The sequence below is a fragment of the Streptomyces sp. ISL-1 genome, from assembly GCF_018614585.1.
In the GTDB taxonomy this organism is placed as follows: domain Bacteria; phylum Actinomycetota; class Actinomycetes; order Streptomycetales; family Streptomycetaceae; genus Streptomyces; species Streptomyces maoxianensis.
This window is the reverse complement of sequence record NZ_JAGGOI010000022.1, coordinates 1-18376: the sequence shown is the minus strand read 5'-3', so window position 1 is coordinate 18376 and position 18376 is coordinate 1. Positions and strand designations below refer to the sequence as shown.

The 18376-nt window shown below is 69.0% G+C and carries 18 protein-coding genes; 7 read left to right on the top strand and 11 right to left on the bottom strand.

Annotated features, from left to right (window positions below; all coding sequences use genetic code 11):
- Positions 1-4 precede the first annotated feature (4 nt).
- Both cpaB and J7E87_RS16110 read right to left on the bottom strand, forming a co-directional pair.
- Complete coding sequence (gene cpaB / locus J7E87_RS16115) at positions 5-718, bottom strand: Flp pilus assembly protein CpaB (RefSeq protein ID WP_215094436.1); 714 nt, start codon at positions 716-718, stop codon at positions 5-7.
- Between the two features lie 117 nt (positions 719-835).
- A complete protein-coding gene (locus tag J7E87_RS16110) occupies positions 836-1714 on the bottom strand; it encodes a hypothetical protein (RefSeq protein ID WP_215094434.1) in 879 nt (292 codons plus the stop codon).
- Between the two features lie 387 nt (positions 1715-2101).
- Here J7E87_RS16110 and J7E87_RS16105 point away from each other — a divergent pair, with 387 nt between their 5' ends.
- Positions 2102-3802: a chitinase gene (locus J7E87_RS16105; protein ID WP_374195182.1), complete on the top strand. Its 1701-nt coding sequence runs from the start codon at positions 2102-2104 to the stop codon at positions 3800-3802.
- Between the two features lie 76 nt (positions 3803-3878).
- Here the strand turns inward: J7E87_RS16105 and J7E87_RS16100 are convergent, their stop codons facing one another.
- Positions 3879-5204 carry an Nramp family divalent metal transporter gene (locus J7E87_RS16100; RefSeq protein ID WP_215094432.1) on the bottom strand — a complete coding sequence of 442 codons (1326 nt, stop codon included), beginning with the start codon at positions 5202-5204 and terminating at the stop codon, positions 3879-3881.
- A gap of 317 nt (positions 5205-5521) precedes the next feature.
- On the opposite strand from J7E87_RS16100, the gene J7E87_RS16095 reads away from it, so the two are divergent.
- Entirely contained in the window at positions 5522-6862 is a 1341-nt protein-coding gene (locus J7E87_RS16095) for a M14 family metallopeptidase (protein WP_215094430.1), read from the top strand.
- Positions 6863-6946: 84 nt separating this feature from the next.
- Here J7E87_RS16095 and J7E87_RS16090 read toward each other — a convergent pair whose 3' ends face one another.
- The 4 genes from J7E87_RS16090 to J7E87_RS16075 form a co-directional block, all read right to left on the bottom strand.
- Complete coding sequence (locus tag J7E87_RS16090) at positions 6947-8419, bottom strand: GntP family permease (RefSeq protein ID WP_215094428.1); 1473 nt, start codon at positions 8417-8419, stop codon at positions 6947-6949.
- Between the two features lie 112 nt (positions 8420-8531).
- Complete coding sequence (locus J7E87_RS16085) at positions 8532-8942, bottom strand: RidA family protein (protein ID WP_215094426.1); 411 nt, start codon at positions 8940-8942, stop codon at positions 8532-8534.
- Between the two features lie 81 nt (positions 8943-9023).
- Positions 9024-9776, bottom strand: coding sequence for an IclR family transcriptional regulator (locus J7E87_RS16080; RefSeq protein ID WP_215094424.1), 753 nt, complete (start codon positions 9774-9776; stop codon positions 9024-9026).
- Positions 9773-10972, bottom strand: a complete 1200-nt coding sequence (locus J7E87_RS16075) for a sugar kinase (protein WP_374195181.1) — start codon at positions 10970-10972, stop codon at positions 9773-9775. Before J7E87_RS16075 ends, J7E87_RS16080 begins: the two co-directional genes overlap by 4 nt.
- A gap of 143 nt (positions 10973-11115) precedes the next feature.
- Here J7E87_RS16075 and J7E87_RS16070 point away from each other — a divergent pair, with 143 nt between their 5' ends.
- Together J7E87_RS16070 and J7E87_RS16065 are read left to right on the top strand one after the other, a co-directional pair.
- Complete coding sequence (locus tag J7E87_RS16070; protein WP_215094422.1) at positions 11116-12411, top strand: alanine racemase; 1296 nt, start codon at positions 11116-11118, stop codon at positions 12409-12411.
- Positions 12412-12422: 11 nt separating this feature from the next.
- The gene (locus tag J7E87_RS16065) at positions 12423-14036 is read left to right on the top strand and encodes an amidohydrolase family protein (protein ID WP_215094421.1); all 1614 of its coding nucleotides are present in this window, start codon (positions 12423-12425) and stop codon (positions 14034-14036) included.
- Here the strand turns inward: J7E87_RS16065 and J7E87_RS16060 are convergent, their stop codons facing one another.
- The 3 genes from J7E87_RS16060 to J7E87_RS16050 all read right to left on the bottom strand — a co-directional run bounded on the left by J7E87_RS16060 (position 14037) and on the right by J7E87_RS16050 (position 16255).
- Positions 14037-14666, bottom strand: a complete 630-nt coding sequence (locus J7E87_RS16060; protein WP_215094419.1) for an alpha-ketoglutarate-dependent dioxygenase AlkB — start codon at positions 14664-14666, stop codon at positions 14037-14039. It lies immediately after the preceding gene.
- A gap of 43 nt (positions 14667-14709) precedes the next feature.
- Positions 14710-15573, bottom strand: coding sequence for a serine protease (locus tag J7E87_RS16055; protein WP_215094417.1), 864 nt, complete (start codon positions 15571-15573; stop codon positions 14710-14712).
- Positions 15574-15754: 181 nt separating this feature from the next.
- The gene (locus J7E87_RS16050) at positions 15755-16255 is read right to left on the bottom strand and encodes a DUF5949 family protein (protein WP_215094415.1); all 501 of its coding nucleotides are present in this window, start codon (positions 16253-16255) and stop codon (positions 15755-15757) included.
- A gap of 249 nt (positions 16256-16504) precedes the next feature.
- Here J7E87_RS16050 and J7E87_RS16045 point away from each other — a divergent pair, with 249 nt between their 5' ends.
- Positions 16505-16705, top strand: coding sequence for a hypothetical protein (locus J7E87_RS16045; protein WP_215094413.1), 201 nt, complete (start codon positions 16505-16507; stop codon positions 16703-16705).
- Positions 16706-16806: 101 nt separating this feature from the next.
- Entirely contained in the window at positions 16807-17097 is a 291-nt protein-coding gene (locus J7E87_RS16040) for a hypothetical protein (protein ID WP_215094411.1), read from the top strand.
- Positions 17098-17246: 149 nt separating this feature from the next.
- On the opposite strand, the gene J7E87_RS16035 is transcribed toward J7E87_RS16040, so the two are convergent.
- Complete coding sequence (locus J7E87_RS16035) at positions 17247-17486, bottom strand: chaplin (protein ID WP_215094409.1); 240 nt, start codon at positions 17484-17486, stop codon at positions 17247-17249.
- Between the two features lie 276 nt (positions 17487-17762).
- On the opposite strand from J7E87_RS16035, the gene J7E87_RS16030 reads away from it, so the two are divergent.
- Positions 17763-18173 (top strand): rodlin, encoded by a 411-nt coding sequence (locus tag J7E87_RS16030; protein ID WP_215094407.1) that lies wholly within the window; start codon positions 17763-17765, stop codon positions 18171-18173.
- Positions 18174-18376: the final 203 nt, after the last annotated feature.

Here is an 18376-nt window from a genome sequence, read left to right as displayed (position 1 = left end):
GCCCTCACTTGTTCCTGTCTTCGGAGAGGTCGTAGCTGCCGTCGCCCGGGCGCAGCGTGGTGGGGCTGCCGTCGGGAAGCAGGGCGAGGCGTACGTGCTCGGCGAAGGACTCGGCGTAGGCGACGCGCTGGGCGTCCGTGGTGTTGAGGGCGAAGGTGATCGGCACGGCCTCGGTGGGGCCGCTGTCGCGGTCGCTCTTCTTCGGGTCGAGGGCGGTGAGCTCGCCGACGTCCAGGACCTTGGCATTGGCGACGATGATCCGGGACTGGTCCACCTCGGAGTCGTTGCGCGCGGCGAAGGTGGCGAAGATATTGACCAGCTTGCCGGGCCTGATCTTTCCCGCCACACCGGTCGCCGCGTCGATCATGATCGCGATCTCCTGCTGGCCGCTCTCCAGGCTCGGACGCTTCACGATCATGTCGTCCTGGAGCAGGGATCCTCTGCGGAGCTGGGTGACGGCGATCTTTCCGTTGATCACGTCGAGATCGGTCACCGCGCTCTGGGAGAGCCAGCGTTTGGGCATGGTGACCTTCTCGAACTGGCCGGGCGTCAGGGGCGTATAGGGCGCGATGTCAGCCTTGACCCGGTAGGCGCCAACCTCGGGACCGACCTTTGAATTCACGTCGCTGATCACCGAAAGCACGCCGGCGAACGCGCCGAAGGCGCACAGGACCGAAAGAAGCAGAAGTATGACGCCGCGGCGCTGCCGTGAATTCATTGGCGGGACAACCTCGTTCGAAGACGTGGACTGACGGGGCGGGCATGTAGAACGGAGCGGGTTGGTTCGCGCTTTTGACCGGCCGCCGCGCACCGTGCGGACCGCCCGGCCGGCGGCTCACGGCCCTTGATGCGTAGGTGTTCCCTGGTTCAGGACACCGAGCGCGCGAGTTTGGTTCTCGACGGACGAGAGGGGGGACAGGCAGAACCCGCAGCGATCACCGATCAGTTGAATGCCGCACCAGGAGCACACCTCTCGCCGTACGGACGAAACCAATTGATAAAGAACAGAGATGTCCGGAAGGAAGGCGGCGAATTCGATCAACCTGGCCGTTCCCCACCAGCGGGGGGATTCGGCGGGCAGTATGGATTCCTGCACATTCTGAACCCGCCACGCGGGCGCGAGGGTTCCCGTCACCCAGTCCGACTGCAACTGCCCCCTCGCCACGATCAGTTGCGTGCCGAACTCGGGTCCCGCGAGATCGCCGCTGCCGATCTTGACCAGCTGTGGACGGGGATTGGCCAGCACCCCGAACTGCGAACCGGGCACCCAGGACTTGGCGTGGGACTTCAGACTCACGGGAACCCGGTCGAGCTTGGTGACCGAGCTGAGCAGCGCGCCCGCGTAGACATAGTGGGAGAGCAGCCGGGCCGCGGATGCGACGACTCCCGCACTGAAGTCACAGATCGACAGCTGACGCATCTGGCGGACAAGCACGGCGACCCCCAGCGGGGGCAGATCGAGCTTGAGGAGCGCGATGCGGTCACTCTCCAGCACGGAACGGATCGTGTGCAGCCGGCGCTCGTGGACCGCGGGGATGGAGGCGGGATAGAGGGCGATCACATACCCGTGCTGCTCCAGCAGGACGGTCATGTCGGCGAGGGCGGCGTCCAGGGGCTGGGCGGCCGGCGACTGCAGCAGCGCCGCGGTCGGCGTCTGCTGGTCGGTCGGCGGCAGCACCAGATCTGCGCTGGTGACAGCTATCGCGGTCGGCACGCTGGTTCCCCGTTCGCTCCGGCCGCCGGAGTCCCGACGCCCGCAGATCCCTACTGCTCCGTGCTCCTGCTCCAGCACTTTATCCACGACCAGGGAGGCAGAGAACACCTTTCAGAACCGAGAGCTTCAACATGCACACGCTGCGCACAGGCAAAGTCGGGCGAAGCGGTCATCTATTGACTCCTGCACCCTGTCAGTCAACTCGGCGGCATTCGGCGCTCGACCTTCACCCCCTGGTGCACCCACGGACCTGCCCCTGCCTTCTGTATACGAATCGCCGCCAGAGCCCTTGACAACCCCATTGGTCTGGACCAGCTTGTACGCCCAGCGGTGGCCACCGTTCCCGTACCCCTCCACACCCCCCAACTCCCCCACCGGAGGCAGCAAGTGGACCGCACCACACGCTCACGGAGATGGCTCGGCGGAGCGCTGGCGCTCGCCGTCGGGACCGGTCTCACCCTCATGGGCACCGCAGGGACCGCGCAGGCCGCCGACGTCAATGTCGCCAAGAACGCCGGCTTCGAGTCCGGCCTCGCCAACTGGACCTGCTCCGGCGGCAGCGGCGCCACCACCACCTCCCCCGTGCACGGGGGTGCCTCCGCTCTCAAGGCGACCCCCGCCGGGCAGGACAACGCCAAGTGCACGCAGACCGTGGCCGTCAAGCCCAACTCGACGTACACGCTCAGCGCCTGGGTGCAGGGCGGCTACACCTACCTCGGCGCGACCGGCACCGGCACCACCGACGTCTCCACCTGGACGCCGGACACCTCCGGCTGGAAGCAGCTGACCACCAGGTTCACCACCGGCGCGAGCACCACCTCCGTCACCGTGTACACGCACGGCTGGTACGGACAGGCCGCGTACTACGCCGACGATGTGAGCGTCTTCGGTCCGGACGGTGGCGGCGGCGGTGACCCCGACCCGGTAGTGCCGTCCACGCCCGCCGGGCTGGGCGTCGGGACCGTGACCTCGTCGTCCGTGGCCCTGTCCTGGAGCCCCGTGTCGGGCGCGACGGGGTACAACCTCTACCAGAACGGCGCCAAGGTGCAGTCGGTGACCGGGGCTTCCGCCACCGCGACCGGGCTGAGCGCCTCCACCTCGTACCAGTTCCAGGTGACCGCGACCAACGCGGCCGGTGAGTCGGCGAAGTCCGCGGCGGTGACGGGTACCACCTCGGGCTCAGGCGGCGGGGGCGGCGGGACCGTGCCCAAGCACGCGGTGACCGGCTACTGGCAGAACTTCAACAACGGCGCCACCGTCCAGAAGATTAGCGATGTGCCTGCCAACTACGACATCATCGCGGTCTCCTTCGCCGACGCGACCGGCACACCGGGCGGTGTCACCTTCAACCTCGACTCGGCCGGTCTCGGCGGCTACACCGTCGACCAGTTCAAGGCCGACATCAAGGCCAAGCAGGCCGCCGGCAAGTCCGTGATCATCTCCATCGGGGGCCAGAACGGCACCGTGACGATCAACGACTCGGCATCCGCCACGAACTTCGCCAACTCCGTCCACTCGCTGATGCAGACATACGGCTTCGACGGCGTCGACATCGACCTGGAGAACGGCCTCAACTCCACCTATATGACGCAGTCGCTGCGCTCGCTGTCGTCGAAGGCGGGCTCGAAGCTCGTCATCACGATGGCACCGCAGACCATCGACATGCAGTCGACGTCGAACGAGTACTTCAGGACGGCGCTCAACATCAAGGACATCCTGACCGTCGTCAACATGCAGTACTACAACAGCGGTTCGATGCTCGGCTGCGACGGCAAGGTCTACTCACAGGGCTCGGTGGACTTCCTCACCGCGCTCGCCTGCATCCAGCTGGAGGGCGGTCTCGCGCCGTCCCAGGTCGGGCTCGGTCTGCCGGCCTCGACCAGCGGTGCGGGCAGCGGTTACGTCTCCCCCGCGATCGTGAACAACGCCCTGGACTGCCTGGCCCGGGGCACGAACTGCGGATCGTTCAAGCCGTCCAGGACGTACCCGTCGCTGCGCGGTGCGATGACCTGGTCCACGAACTGGGACGCGAAGTCGGGCAACGCCTGGTCGAACGCGGTCGGCCCGCACGTCCACGCTCTGCCGTAAGTCCTCCGCTCAAAGCCGTACGGCCTGTACGGCCCGGACACAGCGGGCGTCCGGGCCGTACGGCTGCGAGGGTAGGTCAGAAGAACTCGGCCCACGGCTGGTCGGCGATCTGCTTCACACACAGCACCAGGAACAGCAGGCCCGCGATGACCAGCATCGCGTTGCTCAGCAAGCCGTTGCGCCATTCCCTAGGCGTACGGTCGGAGTTGAGCAGCCAGACCAGCGTCAGCGCCAGGAACGGCATGAAGGCGGCGCCCAGCACTCCGTAGATGATCACCAGCCGGAACGGCTGGCCCTGGAACAGCAGGATCATCGGCGGGAAGGTCAGCCACAGCAGATACGCCCGGAACGGCACCGACTTCTCACGGGCCCCCGATGCCACCTCCTCGCCGCTCACGGCCCGCTCGCCCGCTCCCACACGGTCCTTGCGGTAGCGCTCGACGAAGTCCGCGAACATCAGGCTCACGCCGTGCCATACGCCGATCAGCGAGGTGAAGGACGTGGCGAAGAAACCGATGAGGAACAGCTTGGCGGTCGCGTTCCCGTACTCCTCCTCCAGGATGTCGCCGAGCTGGATCAGGCCCTTGTCGCCGCTTGCGATGGCGACGCCCGAGGAGTGCAGCAGCTCGGCGCCGACGAACAGCATCGCGACGACGAAGATGCCGGTGGTGACGTACGCGACTCGGTTGTCGAAGCGCATCACCTTCATCCAGCCCGCGTTGGTCCAGCCCTTGGCGTTGACCCAGTACCCGTACGCGGCAAGGGTGATGGTGCCGCCCACGCCGCCGATCAGGCCGAGGGTGTTGAGGATCGAGTCCTTCTCGTCGGGGAGGACCGGGAGCAGTCCGGCGAAGGCGTCGCCGAGGTTCGGTGTGACCCGGATCGCCAGATAGACGGTGACCACGAACATCACGCCGACCAGCGCCGTCATGACCTTTTCGAACACGTCGTACTTGTTGAACCAGACGAAGACCAGGCCGACGACGCCGGTCAGCATCGCCCACGCCTTCAGGCCCATGACGCCGGGGAAGAGCGCCTGGAGGGGCAGGCCGCTGGACGACATGGCCGCGGCTCCGTACACAAAGCCCCAGACGACGACATAGACGACGAAGAACCAGGTGGTCCAGCGGCCGAGGCTTGCCCAGCCGTCAAAGAGCGTGCGCCCGGTGGACAGATGCCAGCGGCCTGCCGCCTCGGCGAGGGAGATCTTGACGACGCACCCGATCACGGCGGCCCACAGGAGCGTGTAGCCGAAGTTGCTGCCGGCGATGAGCGTGGCGACGAGGTCACCCGCTCCGACGCCGGTCGCCGCGACGACGATTCCGGGACCGATGTATTTCCAACTGGACTTGCGTGGACGGGAGATGGACTCGTCGGTACTGCTGTCGGTGGTGCCTGCCATGAGCTTGGCCGCCTTCCCACTCGTCCCAGGATGTGACTGGGGTCACCAAAGCGGGGCGGGAGAGATCGCGCAAGAGGGTCTGCGGCCCCCGCGCTCCTCACGCTTGGGCTCCGCCGCATATGTGCCGATATGTTCCGCGGGCGAAGTCATGGCCGAAGGTGACCCCTTGACCGTGCCATGCCATGGCCCGACGATGTGCGCGAACAACCGAACACCCGGCCCCAACAACCGAACAGACCGAACATCAGCCCGAACACCCGCACCCGACATGGCGTCGCACCTGAACAACCCCCCACACTCCCCACCCAGGAGACAGCATGCGACTTCGCATTCGCGGCAGAAAGACCGCGACCCTCGCGGCCTTGCTGGCGCTCGCAGTAGCCGCCCCCTTCACGGCCGAGGCCGCGCCCCCGGACCCGAAGGCCACGCCCACACCGGCCGCCCCCGCCGAGGAGCAGATCCGGCAGTACGAGATTCATGGCGCGGCCGATGCCGCGGCCCGTACCGCACTCGCCGCCACCGGCGTGTCGGTCGACGAGGCGGACGCGCACTCGGCCGTCGTCAGCGCCACCGCCACCCAGGCGAAGCGGCTGCGGGCACTCGGCTATCAACTCGAAGTACTGCCCGCGCCCCCGGCCAGGAGCAACGGGCGGGCCGTCGAGCCGTTCGACTTCCCGTCCGCCGACGCGCGCTATCACAACTACGCCGAGATGAACGCCGAGATCGACCAGCGGATCGCCGCACACCCGGACATCATCAGCAAGCGCGTCATCGGCAAGAGCTACCAGGGCCGGGACATCGTCGCGATCAAGATCAGCGACAACGTCGCGACGGACGAGAACGAGCCCGAGGTGCTCTTCACGCACCACCAGCACGCACGCGAGCACCTCACCGTCGAGATGGCGCTTTATCTGCTGCGCGAGCTCGGCGACGACTACGGCACCGACCCGCGGGTCACCAATGCCGTGAACGGCCGCGAGATCTGGATCATCCCGGACGTCAATCCGGACGGCGGCGAGTACGACATCGCCACCGGCTCCTACCGCAGCTGGCGCAAGAACCGCCAGCCCAACTCCGGCTCATCGTCAGTCGGCACGGACCCCAACCGCAACTGGAACTTCAAGTGGGGCTGCTGCGGCGGCTCTTCGGGCTCCCCGGGCTCCGAGACCTACCGCGGCGCGCGGGCCGAGTCCGCGCCCGAGGTCAAGGTGGTCGCCGACTTCACGCGCAGCCGCGTCGTCGGCGGCAAGCAGCAGATCAAGGCGGGCGTCGACTTCCACACATACAGCGAGCTGGTTCTCTGGCCGTACGGCTACACCAACGCCGACACCGCTCCCGGTATGACGCAGGACGACCGGAACGCCTTCGCCGCGGTCGGCCAGAAGATGGCGGCGAGCAATGGCTACACCCCGGAGCAGTCGAGCGACCTCTACATCACGGACGGGTCGATCGACGACTGGCTGTGGGGAAACCAGAAGATCTTCGCGTACACCTTCGAGATGTACCCGACGGGCTTCGGCGGTGGCGGCTTCTACCCGCCCGACGAGGTGATCGAGCGCGAGACGAGCCGCAACCGGGACGCGGTGCTGCAGCTGGTTGAGAACGCGGACTGCATGTATCGGTCAATTGGCAAGGAGCAGCAGTACTGCGCGAGCTGACGGACAGGGGCGCCCCGGGACATGTCGTCCCGGGGCGCCCTCCTGCGTAGGTGTCCCTGCCCGCGAGGCCGGCAGTCTCAGTGCCTAGACCAACAGGCTCAGCGACGCCGCGACCGCGAAGCCCGCGACCGACAGCACCGACTCCAGCACCGTCCACGACTTGAGGGTGTCGCGCTCGGAGATGCCGAAGTACTTCGCGACGATCCAGAATCCGCCGTCGTTGACGTGCGAGGCGAAGATCGAGCCGGCCGAGATCGCCATGATGACCAGCGCCAGGAAGGCCTGCGAGTGGCCGCCGTTCTCGACCAGCGGCAGCACGATTCCGGCCGTGGTGACGATCGCGACCGTCGCCGATCCCTGGGCCACGCGCAGCACCAGCGAGATCAGATAGGCGAGGACGATGACCGGAAGGCCGATGCCGTTGAAGGTGTCGGAGAGCGCCTGAGCGACTCCGCTGCCCTTCAGTACGGCGCCGAAGATGCCGCCCGCGCCGACGACGAGCAGGATGTTGCCGACCGGCTTGAGCGAGGAGGTCGACACGGCCTCGAGGGACTTGCGGGACCAGCCACGGCGAAGCCCGAGCAGGTAGTACGCCAGCAGCAGCGCGATCGTCAGGGCGACGAAGGGGTTGCCGAAGAACTCGACGACCGAGCGCAGCGTCGAAGGGTCCAGCGCGATGGAGGAGAACGTCGCGGCGAGGATGAGGACCAGCGGCGTACCGATGATGGCGAGGACCGTGCCGAGGGAGACCGGCTTCTCCTGCGGGGTGCGGCCGGCGGCCCTCTGCTCGGCGAGGACGGCGGCCTTGGCGTCCTCCGCGGCCTCCACCATGTCCTGCGGGACCTCGACGAACAGGCGCTTGCCGATCCAGGCGGCGTAGGCCCAGGCGGCCAGAACCGCCGGGATGCCGACGATGACGCCCATCAGGATGACCCAGCCCAGCGAGACATGGAGCAGTCCGGCGGCGGCGACCGGGCCGGGGTGCGGCGGCAGGAAGGCGTGGGTCATCGACAGACCGGCGAGCAGCGGCATCGCGTAGAGGATGATCGACTTGCCCGAGCGCCTGGCGGCGGCGTACACGATCGGCGCGAGGACGAAGATGCCGACGTCGAAGAAGACCGGGATGCCGAAGATCAGGCCGGTGAGTCCCATGGCGAGCGGGGCGCGCTTCTCGCCGAAGAGGCGCAGCAGGCGGCCGCTCAACACCTCGGCGCCGCCGGACACTTCGAGGATCGCGCCGAGCATGGTGCCCAGGCCGATGATGATCGCTACGTGCCCGAGGATGCCGCCCATGCCCTGCTCGATGACCGAGACGGCGGCGGACTTCTGGACCGTGCCGAAGAGTTCGGTGACGGAGAGGCCGGCCGCGAGGCCGACGGCTATGGAGACGGCGAGCAGTGCGACGAACGGCTGCAGCCTGACCTTGATGATCAGGAAGAGGAGGAGCGCGATGCCGAGGGCGGCGACGGTCAGCAGACCGGCGGTGCCGTCGATGAGCAGGAGCAGTCCGCCAGTGTGCGGCGGGGCTGGTGGTGGGGAGTCAGCGGCTGTCTGCATGGCGGGGGACCTCGTTGTTCGGGGGATTTTGGGTGTGCGGGATCACGGCGTGGCGCCCCGGGGAAGCGCGCCGCGTCGTGAGGTGCGGGGTGGAGCAGGATCTGCCGGAGGGTCAGCCGAGGACTGCCAGGGCGTCGATCTCGATCAGGAGGCCCTGGGGGAGGCCGACATAGACCGTCGTACGGGCGGAGGCGGGCGCCCCCAGGCCCTGATCCTCGAAGTACGTGTTGTAGATCGCGTTCATCTCGGCGAAGTGGTCCACGTCCGTGAGGTAGACGCGCGTCATCATCACGTCGTCCCAGGTCGCGCCGCCCTCTTCGAGGACCGCCTTGACGTTGGCGAGGGTCTGAAGGGTCTGCTCGCGCAGCGTCGGCCCGGCGGGCGTCGGCGGCTGTCCCTCGACGGCGGGAAGGAAACCGACCTGACCGGCGACCTGGAGGATGTTCCCCTTGCGGACGCCGTGGGAGAACTTGGCGGGCGGGGCGGTGTGGGTGGCGGGGGTGATCGCGGTCTTCTCGGTCATGAAACTTCCTTCTGCGGTCCTTGGGAGGGGCGGTCTCTTACTGAGGGGACGGGGACGGGGACGGGGACGGGGATACAGCGCCTACTGGGGGGATACAGCGCCCGAGTACTCCCGGCTGATGGCGTCGGCTGTGCGGCGCACCAGCGGCAGCAGGGTGAGGAGTTCCTCAGCGGTGACGACCACATTCGGCGCGGAGACGGACATGGCGGCGACGACGCGGCCGTCCGCACCGCGGATGGGAGCGCCGATGCAGTTGATGGACTCCTCGTGGCCGCCGAGGTCGGTGGCCCATCCCTGATCGCGGACGACGGCGAGCTCCCTGAGGAACGCGGCGGGGTTCGGGATCGAACGGGATGTGTACATGGGGTAGTCGAGCTTCTCGGCGAGGGCCCGCCGCTCCGCCTCGGGGAGGTCGGCGAGCAGCAGCTTCGCCACCGCGGCGACAGTAATGGCCACGGGCTTGCCGATGCGCGAGTACATCCGGACGGGATAGCGGCTCTCGACCTTGTCGATGTAGAGGACTTCGCTCTCCTCGTACACGGCGAGATGGATGGTGTGCCCGATCTGCTCGTTGAGCGCGACCAGGTGGGGGTGGGCGATCTCGCGTACGTCGAGATTCTCGACGGCTTCCTGGGCGAGGGCGAAGAGCCGGGCGCCGAGGCGGTAGCGCTGGTCCTGCTGGCGGTAGACGAGCCCGTGCTCGTGGAGCGTACGCAGCAGCCGCAGCGCGGTGGACTTGTGCACACCGAGGCGCTCGGCGACCTGCCCGAGGTCGGCGGGCCCCTGGGCGAGCAACGGAAGGATGCTCAGCGCGCGGTCGACGGTCTGGCTCATGGGATACGTACCTCCTGCGGGTCCTGCCTGCCCTGCGGGTGCTGCTCCGCGGTCGCGGTCCAGCCGGGGCCGAGTCGCAGTGTCCCCCAGGCGCGTGCGTCCAGTGCGACCAACCGGTCGGCATACGCCCGCGCGGGCGGCACGGCGAGATCCGCGGCGACGGTGAGGGTGGCGGCGGCCATGAGATGTCCGTGCCGCAGCCGTTCACGAGCCGAGAGCTCGCGCAGGGTGGCGGAGAGAAACCCGGCGGCGAAGGCGTCCCCGGCGCCGACGGGTGCGACGACATCGACGCCGGGTGCGGGCTCGTCCGTGACGGTGTCGGGGCGCGCCTGACGGGCTGGAAATTCAGCCCCGGCGGCGTTTGAGGTTCTGGGTTCGGGGAGCGGAGCCCCCGGTTCGGGATGGGGCGGGGTGGGGAAAGTCGCCGCGCGGCGGGCGTACGCCACCGCACCCCGCTCGCCCCTCTTCACCACCAGGACCTCCGGTTCCGGGAGCACCTCACGGATCGCAGCCGAGCCCCGTACACCCCACGCCGCCTCCGCCTCGTCCTCGCCGACGAAGACGATGTCCGCACCCCGTGCCAGGTCCAGGAGCACCCGCGGGCCCGCCGCGTCGTGCCACAGGTTGACGCGGTAGTTCACGTCGAACGAGACGAGCGGACGGCCCGGGAAGCGCGTGGTGAGGGTGCGCATCAGGGACAGGCAGTCCGCCGAGAGCGCGGCCGTGATGCCGGACAGGTGCAGGATCCGCCCGGAGAACAGGTCCTCGTACCGCATCGTCGACGGTGACATCGCGGAGGCCGCCGAACCGGCGCGGTAGTAGATGACTTCCGCGCGGTCCGGCTCCTCGCCCGCCGTGCCCGTCGCCCGCTCGCCCGCCGTACGGAAGTAGATCCCCGTCGGCCGGTCCGGGTCGCGCTGGACCGCCGACGTGTCGACGCCGTACGACCCGATCGCGGCGACGAGGTGCTCGCCGAACCCGTCCGCGCCCACCCGGCCGACCCATTTCGCACGGTGTCCGGACGCCGCCAGAGCGCAGGCCACATTGGACTCGGCTCCGCCGATGCCGCGTACGAACGACGGCACGTCGGCGAGGCGGCCAGGAGCCGTCGGCACAAACGTGACCATGGCCTCGCCGAGACAGACGATGTCCACGGCTCCGGGCACAGTCGCCGTCGCGGTCACGGTCGCGGTCACGAGCGCTCGAGCTCCTCATTGGTCGGCCGCCGGACATCATTGACCCGGCGTTGGCTCGGATGTTAGACAGCGCTAAGCGAAGTACGCAATGGCCGTTGCGCATAATGCAACGCAACCAAGGCAGGCGACCTCAAGGAGGCCCCATGGCAGCCGACAACGCAGTCGGACGACTCGCCGACGAACCGGTTGATCACCGCTTCAAGGCGCTCCCTCCGGACGCCGCGTCCGCCGGCCTCACCGTCGGCGCCCTCGCCGCCGAGCGCCGCAACCTCTTCACCGGCGGTTTCACCACCCCCGTCCTCGCCCTCTCCGCCGAGTCCGTCGAGCACAACCTGGCCCTCCTGGAGACGTACTCCGAGCGCCACGGCCTCGCCTTCGCCCCACACGGCAAGACCTCCATGTCCCCCCAGCTCTTCGCCCGCCAACTGGCCTACGGCGCCTGGGGCATCACCGCCGCCGTGCCCCACCAGGCCCGCGTCTACCGCGCCTACGGCATCCAGCGGATCTTCCTCGCCAACGAGGTCGTCGACCCCGCCGCGCTGCGCTGGATCGCGCAGGAGATGGAGGCCGACCCCGACTTCCGCTTCATCTGTTACGTCGACTCCGTACGCGGCGTCGAGCTGATGGACAATGCCCTCGGTTCCGCGGGCGCCACCCGCCCCCTCGACGTCGTCGTCGAACTCGGCGCCGGTGAGGCCGCCCGCACCGGAGCCCGCAGCGAAGCCGACTGCGCCGCCGTCGCCGACGCCGTGGCCGGCGCCCCTGCCCTGCGCCTCGTCGGCGTCGCCGGCTACGAGGGCGAGGTCCCGCAGGCCGACGGCGACCGCGTCCGCGCCTGGCTGCACCGCCTGGTCTCGCTCGCGGCCGACTTCGACAAGGCCGGCCGCTTCGCCGCCCTGGCCAGGACCGAGGAGATCGTCGTCAGCGCCGGCGGCAGCGCCTGGTTCGACGCGGTCGCGGACGTCTTCGCCGAGATCCCCGAACTCTCCCTCCCCGTACTGAAGTTGCTCCGCTCCGGCGCGTACGTCTCGCACGACGACGGCCACTACCGCCACCTCACCCCCTTCAACCGCGTGCCCGGCGAGGGCGCCCTCCAGCCGGCCTTCCGCCTCTGGGCACAGGTCGTCTCCCGCCCCACGCCGGAGCAGGCCTTCGTCAACGCGGGCAAACGGGACGCGGCGTACGACCTCGATCTCCCCGAGGCGCAGGTCGTACGCGACGCCCGCACCGGCGAGATCCGGCCGGCCGCCGGTATCACCGTCAGCGGCCTGTCCGACCAGCACGGCTGGGTCCGCACCACACCGGACGCGGACCTGGAGGTCGGCGACTGGATCGGCATGGGCCTGTCCCACCCCTGCACGAGCTTCGACAAGTGGCAGCTGATCCCGCTGGTCGAGGCCGACGGCACGGTCACCGACTACATCCGCACCTTCTTCTGAGAGGCCGGGCCATGGATCTCGTCATCCGCGGGGCACGCGTCATCGACGGCTCCGGCAGACCCTCGTACCGCGCGGACGTCGGCCTGGACGGCGGCCGCATCGCTGCCATACGTCGCCAGGGCGACCCCGCACTGTCCGCCGGACGCACCCTCGACGCGCACGGCCTCGCCCTGTCCCCCGGCTTCATCGACATGCACGCGCACAGCGACCTCGCGCTGCTCCGCGACCCGGCGCACGAGGCGAAGGCCGCGCAGGGCGTGACCCTCGAAGTCCTCGGCCAGGACGGCATCTCCTACGCGCCGGTCGACGACCGCACCCTGGACGCGGTCCGCAAGGCCATCACCGGCTGGAACGGCGGTGCGCCCGGGGACACCTCCGTCGACTTCGACTGGCGCACGGTCGGCGAGTACCTGGACCGCCTCGACCGCGGCATCGCGGTCAACGCCGCGTACCTCATTCCGCAGGGCACCGTCCGGATGTACGTGGTCGGCTGGGACGACCGCCCCGCGACCGCCGAAGAGCTCACCCGCATGAAGCAACTCGTCGCCGACGGCCTGGAACAGGGCGCGGTCGGCATGTCGTCCGGCCTGACCTACACCCCCGGTATGTACGCGGGCGACTGCGAACTGACCGAGCTGTGCCGGGTGGTGGCCGACTACGACGGCTATTACTGCCCGCACCACCGCTCGTACGGCGCCGGCGCCCTGCAGGCGTACGAGGAGATGATCTCCCTCACCCGCGACGCCGGCTGCGCCCTCCATCTCGCCCACGCCACCATGAACTTCGGCGTGAACAAGGGCAAGGCGCCGGATCTGCTCGCCCTCCTCGACCAGGCGCTGGACGCCGGCGCGGACATCAGCCTCGACACCTACCCGTACACCCCCGGCTGCACCACCCTCGTCGCGCTGCTGCCGAGCTGGGCGAGCGAGGGCGGCCCGGAGGCGGTCCTCGCGCGCCTGAAGGACGACGAGAGCGCCGAGAGGATCCGCCACCACATGGAGGAGATCGGCGCGGACGGCTGCCATGGCGTGCCCGTCGAGTGGGACACGATCGAGATCTCGGGCGTGAGCGACCCCGGGCTCGCGGGCTGCGTCGGCAAGACGATCGCGCAGTCCGCCGCCCAGCGCGGCGAAGCCTCGTGGGTGACCGCCCGCCGTCTCCTCGTCGACGACCGCCTCGGCTCGACGATCCTGCAGCACGTGGGCCACGAGGAGAACGTCCGGCAGATCATGCGCCACCGGGTCCACACCGGCGGCAGCGACGGCATCCTGCAGGGTGACAAGCCGCACCCGCGGGCGTACGGCACTTTCCCGCACTATCTCGGCCGGTACGCGAGGGAGCTGGGCATCCTCACCCTGGAGGAGACGGTCGCCCACCTCACCTCCCGCCCGGCCGCACGGCTGCGGCTGCCGGACCGCGGCCTGGTCCGCGAGGGCTACCGCGCGGACCTGGTGCTGTTCGACCCGGACACGGTCGCGGCCGGCTCGACCTTCGAGGCCCCTCGGGCACTGCCGGTCGGCATCCCGCATGTGCTGATCGACGGTAGGTTCGTGATCGAGGACGGATCGCGTACGGACGTACTGGCCGGCCGCTCGGTCCGCCGGGCGGACCGCACTTCCGCGTAGTCAGCGCACTCCCACAGGCCGGAACTGGATGCTGATGCGTGGCCCTACGGCGCGCGCCGTCTTCGGCACGGCGTGCTCCCAGGTCCGCTGACAGGAGCCGCCCATCACGATCAGGTCGCCGTGCCCCAGCGGCCGGCGCAGCGGGGCGCGGCCGCCCCTGCGGGGTCGCAGCACCAGATCGCGTGGGGCGCCGACCGACAGGATGGCGACCATGGTGTCCTCGCGGGAGCCGCGCCCCACGGTGTCGCCGTGCCAGGCCACGCTGTCGCGGCCGTCGCGGTAGTAGCAGAGCCCGGCCGTGGTGAACGGCTCGCCGAGCTCGGCGGCGTAATACGCGCAAAGCGCACCGCGGGCCTCGTCCAGGACGGAGTGCGGGAGGGCATCCCCATCCCGGTAGAAGGCGAGAAGCCGCGGCACCGCCACCACGTTCTCGTACATCTGCCGCCGCTCGGCCCGCCACGGCACCCCGGTGGCGAGCTCCTCGAAGAGGGCGTCCGCCCCGGCGAGCCAACCGGGGAGAACGTCGATCCACGCCCCGTCCCCGAGCTCGGTCCGCCGTACGTCCCTCAGCGGGCCGAGCCGGATCTCGTCGGTCTGGTCGAAGAGCGAACCCTGGAGATGCGCTTCCATACCTCCAGAGTAACCAGACAATCGAACGTACTGGCGAATCAGCTCACGGCTTCGGCAGCGCGCAGCCCGGCCGACCCAGGTCGATCTTGTTGTCGAGGCCTACGCACGGAACTATCCCGTACGTCTGCTGCGCGTAGTTGATCCCGGGACGGACAGTGACGGTGCCGTTCTCGTCGACCTCACACGGGTTGTTGTCCGTGCAGCGCAGGCCGTCCTCATTGCCCGTGTTGTTGACGGCGACGACCTTCCCGGTGGCGTTGTCGATGACGGGCGAGCCCGAGGTGCCGCCGATGGTGTTGCAGCTGGAGGTGTAGCGGACCGAGTCCTTCCAGGTCCACTCCCCCTCCTTGAGGCGGTACGCGAAGCCGTCGATGTCGCAGCTGTAGATGCGCTTCCAGTAGCCGGAGACAACCTTGATGGCGGCGCCCCGCACCGGGTGGGCGGCGTTGAGTTCCAGCGCCTTGATGCCGTATCGGCTCTGTATCTGCTGGTAGGTGCTGGTGAGTTGGTACAGCGAGACGTCGGTGTCCGTCATCGTCGCGTACGCGATCTTGCCGGCCCGCAGCGTCGCGACCCTGCTGCCCGCCGAGTTGAGCAGTCCGAAACTACGACTGGACGGCTGGTCGACTATGACCTCGCCCGCGGCCGGGAAGCCGCTCTCTATGCAGTGCCCGTTGGAGAGTACGAGGGCGGGGTCGTCGGGCTCCGAGGCCGGCATGCGCACCACCGATCCGGAACAGTTGCTGAGCGCCACCGTCCCGGCGAAGTCGACTGCTCTGGCCTCGACCTGCGAAGCGGTGGTCGCGGCGTGCGACGCCGTGTCCGGGCCGGCGGCCGCGACCGCGGGCGCCGTGCCCGCCCCGAGGATTCCGAGGACGAGCAGAGCACCGGCGAGAGGCTTGTTCATGTGGGGGTCCCCTCTTGCGACTTGTGGCCGAAGGGTTCCTTCGGCTTGTCATGCGCATTGTTAGGGGATCGGCCCCGGTCGACAAGGGACGGATTCCGGTCAGGGCACCGCGTCGCGCGAAGAGAACCGCCTGCGGCCTCCCACCATCGCCCGGGGGAGGCCGCAGTCGTATCCGGGGCTGTCAGCGGCGCAGTTGGCTCACCGGCAGCAGAACATGGGCCGCGGTGGTGAGCGTGCGCTCGTCGCCGAGGAAGGACTGGAGCGCCTCCTCTGTGACGGGCTTGCCGGGCACCGCTTCCGGCCAGGGGCGGGTGGCGATCAGGAGGTGCGCATGACCGCGCTCTTCCACGGCACGCAGCCACTCCGGCGGGGCCGGGCACTGAGCGCTCAGGTAGGGCATGTTGAGGACCGCCCGGCCGCCTTCGACGAGCAGCCTGATCGGGGAGCTGGACGAGCGGGTGCTGTCGGCCATGTCGCCGCCGGCCGAGAGCCCGACCTCCTCGATCACCGCCCGCACTGCCGCCTCCCCCGCGTCCGCACCGTCGGCGCCGTCGCCGAGGGAGTAGGCGAGCAGATAGGGCATGTCATGCCCTTCATCGGGGTCACCGATCCATGCGAGCACCGAAAGGGTGCCCAACTGGCTGCGCCGAACGGCGTTCTTGGAAGAGCTGGCTGTGGTCATGGTCCGGCACCCTAGTGCTCTGCCGACCCCCTTCCCCTCCGCCATTCACCTGCATGGCCGAAGGCGTCAGCCGCCAGTTCCGCAATTCCCCACCGTGCCCCGCACCGGGCGGAAATACGTTCCCGCCGTACTCCACCTCCGCGCCACGGCAGTGACTTCGCCCCGCGGGCGCGCGTTGGCCGACTTATGGCAAGAACTACCGCGTCTGCCCGGTGGCAGCGCATCCAGCCGGCCACAGTGCCGAACCCGGTGGGTTCGCCCACCGTGACCCCGCTCTACGATCAGCTCGTCCGGGAGTGGGCCGCCGCCGACCGTACGCTGCCGGGCCTGCCCGATATGGAGTGGAGCCGACTCGTCCTCTATCCGGCGCAGTCGGTCGGCGATCCGGACGGCCGCCCCGGTCCGCCGCCTCAGCGCAGGGGCTGGCTCCATGACCGCCACCCGGTCTGATTCCGCCCATGCCGTGGAATGCGGGGGTTTCCACCGCAGCCAGAACTCGTTACCCATGACGACGGCCGCGACGAACGCGGCCGGGGAAAGGGATGCGAAAGATGAAGTACTCGCGGGTTGCCGCAATCTTTGCCGGTTCCGTCGTGGCGATGGGAGCCTCTCCCGCCTTCGCCGCCAGTACGACGCCCATGCCTCCCATGAGCCTCAACGGCGGCCTTGAGACCCTGGGCTCGGCCTCGGCCCTGGACCTGGCCGACGGGCGTTCCGCGGTGAACTCCGTCGCCGACACCGCGACCGGCCTCAACGGCGTCAAGGGCGACACTGGGCAGCGGGTGCTCCGGGCGGCCGGCGAAGTCACCCCGCTGCTGGGTGGCGTCGAGCTGGGCAGCTGAACCGGCGTTCTGCGAGAACGCGTTCGGCAGGGGGTGCAGCCACCGGCGGCTGCACCCCCTGCCGTTGTGTGCGGCGTCCAGGTCGGGACACAATGCCGGGGTGGCGCCACCGGCCGATACCGGTGACACCACCCCGCTGCGGCGAAGCGTCAGCCGTTGGCCGCGATGTTGCCGAAGGCCGGGTTGAGGGCGCCGATGACGTTGACGCTGTTACCCGACAGGTTGACCGGCAGGTGCACCGGGACCGAGGCCATGTTGCCGGACAGCGCACCCGGTGAGTTCTGGGCGACGCCGGTCGCGCCGGCGTCGGCGAAGGCGGATCCGGCAGCGGATCCGGCAGCGAGACCAGCGGTGGCGAGAACCAGGGCGGCCTTCTTGACAGAATTCATGGATAGCACTTTCTGTTCGATGTCGTTTGCCCGACATAGGGCTCACAGGAATCGAAACGGATTGCCCCCCGGAGATGACACGGCCACAGGCGCCGGTACCCCCTGTTCGGCCCAACGCCCCTGGTGGCGGCGCGACATGTGATCCGCTTATTGGCCCTCGTCGTACGGGCCATTCGAGTGAACCCGGAGAACCAATCTCTCCTCGCTTCGGTTCTCCAAGCGCTCCGGTAGCGGGCATCGACGCGACCACGCGACCATGCAACAGAAGGACAGAACATGCTCAAGAAGGTTATGACGACTGCGGCACTTACCCTTTCCGTGGCGGCTGCGGGAGCGACGATGGCACCGCAGGCCATGGCCATCGGCGACGACGGCGGTACGACGTCGCAGAGCGGAAACGACGCCGTCCAGACGTTCGGCAACTCCGAGACCTTCGGTGACATGAGCCCGCAGATCGGTCTCATCCAGGGCTCGCTCAACAAGCCCTGCGTCGGCCTTCCGGCCAAGGCCGACGTCGGCTCCCTCGTCGGCGTCGTACCGGTCTCGGTCCAGGACATCCCGGTCCTCTCGGCCCCGCAGAGCCAGCAGTGCACCGAGAACTCCACCCAGGCCAAGGGCGACGAGCCGCTGTCGCACGTCCTCAGCAACATCCCGGTCCTGTCGGGCAATGGCGAGAGCAACGGCTGAGTCCGAGCAGCAGACCGAAGTCCCCGGCGCCGGTCGCCGGGGACTTCGCTGCGTCTGTGTACGCCACTGTCCGGGTCAGCCGGTCCAGAAGTCCCACCAGCGGGTCAGGATGAGCATCCCGATGATGCCGGTCCACAGCACCGGCGGCATCCAGTGGAACCCCAGCAGTCCCTTGCGCAGCCCTTCGGGAACCTTGATGATCC

Excerpts from the sequence above, each read along its gene's own strand:
- J7E87_RS16050 (WP_215094415.1), bottom strand. The coding sequence starts at position 16,255 with ATGACCACAGCCAGCTCTTCCAAGAACGCCGTTCGGCGCAGCCAGTTG.
- J7E87_RS16035 (WP_215094409.1), bottom strand. The coding sequence starts at position 17,486 with ATGAATTCTGTCAAGAAGGCCGCCCTGGTTCTCGCCACCGCTGGTCTC.
- J7E87_RS16055 (WP_215094417.1), bottom strand. The coding sequence starts at position 15,573 with ATGAACAAGCCTCTCGCCGGTGCTCTGCTCGTCCTCGGAATCCTCGGG.
- J7E87_RS16060 (WP_215094419.1), bottom strand. The coding sequence starts at position 14,666 with ATGGAAGCGCATCTCCAGGGTTCGCTCTTCGACCAGACCGACGAGATC.
- J7E87_RS16030 (WP_215094407.1), top strand. The coding sequence starts at position 17,763 with ATGCTCAAGAAGGTTATGACGACTGCGGCACTTACCCTTTCCGTGGCG.
- J7E87_RS16065 (WP_215094421.1), top strand. The coding sequence starts at position 12,423 with ATGGATCTCGTCATCCGCGGGGCACGCGTCATCGACGGCTCCGGCAGA.
- cpaB (WP_215094436.1), bottom strand. The coding sequence starts at position 718 with ATGAATTCACGGCAGCGCCGCGGCGTCATACTTCTGCTTCTTTCGGTC.
- J7E87_RS16070 (WP_215094422.1), top strand. The coding sequence starts at position 11,116 with ATGGCAGCCGACAACGCAGTCGGACGACTCGCCGACGAACCGGTTGAT.
- J7E87_RS16040 (WP_215094411.1), top strand. The coding sequence starts at position 16,807 with ATGAAGTACTCGCGGGTTGCCGCAATCTTTGCCGGTTCCGTCGTGGCG.
- J7E87_RS16095 (WP_215094430.1), top strand. The coding sequence starts at position 5,522 with ATGCGACTTCGCATTCGCGGCAGAAAGACCGCGACCCTCGCGGCCTTG.
- J7E87_RS16100 (WP_215094432.1), bottom strand. The coding sequence starts at position 5,204 with ATGGCAGGCACCACCGACAGCAGTACCGACGAGTCCATCTCCCGTCCA.
- J7E87_RS16080 (WP_215094424.1), bottom strand. The coding sequence starts at position 9,776 with ATGAGCCAGACCGTCGACCGCGCGCTGAGCATCCTTCCGTTGCTCGCC.
- J7E87_RS16090 (WP_215094428.1), bottom strand. The coding sequence starts at position 8,419 with ATGCAGACAGCCGCTGACTCCCCACCACCAGCCCCGCCGCACACTGGC.
- J7E87_RS16085 (WP_215094426.1), bottom strand. The coding sequence starts at position 8,942 with ATGACCGAGAAGACCGCGATCACCCCCGCCACCCACACCGCCCCGCCC.